Annotated in this window: 1 protein-coding gene and 1 pseudogene; both read right to left on the minus strand. The window is 67.5% G+C overall.

The window, feature by feature from the left end; genetic code table 11:
• Nucleotides 1-369: pseudogene (locus ACEN88_RS29885) on the minus strand (alpha/beta hydrolase); the annotation flags it as partial.
• A 187-nt stretch (nt 370-556) separates the two neighbouring features.
• Nucleotides 557-2,026 carry a glucose-6-phosphate dehydrogenase gene (gene zwf / locus ACEN88_RS29890; protein ID WP_413345544.1) on the minus strand — a complete coding sequence of 490 codons (1,470 nt, stop codon included), beginning with the start codon at nt 2,024-2,026 and terminating at the stop codon, nt 557-559.
• Nucleotides 2,027-2,127 lie beyond the last annotated feature (101 nt).

The following is a 2,127-nucleotide window of genomic DNA, read 5'->3' on the forward strand; positions in this document are numbered from 1 at the left end:
GTCGTCGAGGCGGTTGTGGTCGTGCGTGTCGGGCAGCGCGACCCATTCGGCCAGGTAGACGCGGTAGCCGCGCTCCAGGAAGCGCCGCACGACGCTGATGTCGGGCGCCAGGTCCCAGATGTAGGGGCGCTTGATGGGGGCCGGCACGATCAGCACGGCCGGGCCGCCGTTCGGGGCGATGTCGGCCGGGGCGCCGTAGCGGCGCACGTTCAGACCGGGTTCCGTGTGCAGGACCGTCGACGGCGTCTGCTGCGGGCCGTAGCCCACGCGTTCCAGCATCTCGCCGCGCGCCTTGCGGCTGCGGTCCATGTTCTTGAGGGCCTGCGCACCGAGCGCGCCCATCGCGGTGTTCCAGTTGCTTGCCTGCATGGCGATTCGTCCGAGGTGAGAGTGGAAGACACCGCACTCTACGCCACCAATCCGCAGGCTCCAATCGCGTCAGACCGGAAAGTCACGCGCGTTTGCGGAGCGCTAAACTGGAAACGTGCACGATGCTAGCGGGCTATTGTGCACGATTAAAACGGAGGGCGGCGCACGGGCGCGCCGCCCGACACGCCTACTCGACCCAGCTGTGGCCGTCGCGCGCGAGCAGTGCGAACGACTCCGCCGGACCCCACGAGCCGGCCGCGTACGGATGCGGCTTCTCGTCCAGGGTCTGCCAGCCTTCGATGATCGGGTCGGCCCATTCCCACGCCGCTTCCAGCTCGTCGCGGCGCATGAAGTGGGTGAGGCGGCCGCGCACGACGTCGATCAGCAGGCGCTCGTACGCTTCCGCGCGGCGCTGCTGGAACGCCGACTGCAGGTCGAGGTTCAGCGCGACCTGCTGCATCTCCATGCCGCTGCCGGGCTGCTTGGCCATGAGCTGCAGCTTGATCGCTTCTTCCGGCTGCAGTTCGATGACGAGGCGGTTGGCGACGGCGCCGGCGGTCTGCGGGAACAGGGGGAACGGCGGGTTCGCGAACTCGACGACGATCTTCGACGAGCGGCGCGCCATGCGCTTGCCGGTGCGCAGGTAGAACGGCACCTTGGACCAGCGCCACGTGTCGATGAAGGCGCGCAGGGCGACGAAGGTCTCCGTCTTGCTGTCTTGCGGGACGTTCTTTTCTTCGTGGTAGCCCGGCACTTCCTGGTTGCCGGAGACGCCGCGGATGTACTGGCCGCGGATCGTGTCGCGCGCGATGTCGGCCAGCGACAGGCGGCGCAGCGAGCGCAGCACCTTCAGCTTTTCGTCGCGCACGGCATCCGGCGACAGCGAGGTCGGCGGTTCCATCGCGACGATGCACAGCAGTTGCAGCAGGTGGTTCTGCACCATGTCGCGCATCGCGCCGGCGCCGTCGTAGAAGCCGGCGCGGCTGCCGACGCCCACTTCCTCGGCCACGGTGATCTGCACGCTGGAAATGTTCGGCGCGCGCCACAGCGGTTCCAGGATCGAGTTACCGAAGCGCAGCACCATCAGGTTCTGCACGGTTTCCTTGCCCAGGTAGTGGTCGATGCGGTAGATCTGCGATTCTTCGAAGTGGCGGCCGACGTCTTCGTTGATGGCGATGGCCGAGGCCAGGTCCGTGCCCAGCGGCTTTTCCAGCACGACGCGGGCATTGGCGTCGACGAGGTTGCTGGCGGCGAGCTTGTCGCAGATGGTCGTGAACAGCGACGGCGCCGTCGACAGGTAGAACACGCGCTGGGCACCGGCGCGCGACGCTTGCGCGAGGGCCGAGAAGTCGGGCGCGGCCTGCACGTCCAGGCGCACGTACTCGAGCAGTTTGAGGAAGCCGTCCCACGTCTTCTCGTTGAAGTTGCTGGCCGCGATGAACGAGCGCGAGTTCGCCTCGATGTGGGCGAGGTAGGCTTCGCGGGTGAAGTCCTGGCGGCCGGTGGACAGGATGCGCGTCGTCGACGGCAGATTGCCGTGCAGGAAGGCCATGTACAGGGCCGGCAGCAGCTTGCGCATGGCAAGGTCGCCCATGCCGCCGAAGATGATCATGTCGAGGGGGAGGCCGTTGTCTGCTTCTGTCGAGTGGGTCTGCATGTTGTTCTGGATCTTGGAAGTTAAGGTGGTTGCCGGCGGCGCGTGCGGCGTCATCCCGGCGGGGACGCGGCCGGGCCGGGCAGGGCGGTACGGTTGCGCAG

Source organism: Massilia sp. CT11-108 (assembly GCF_047302915.1).
Taxonomy (GTDB): Bacteria; Pseudomonadota; Gammaproteobacteria; order Burkholderiales; family Burkholderiaceae_D; genus Telluria; species Telluria orientalis.

What these genes read in the sequence shown, in the direction of transcription:
- zwf (WP_413345544.1), bottom strand. Translation starts at nt 2,026, where the DNA reads ATGCAGACCCACTCGACAGAAGCAGACAACGGCCTCCCCCTCGACATG.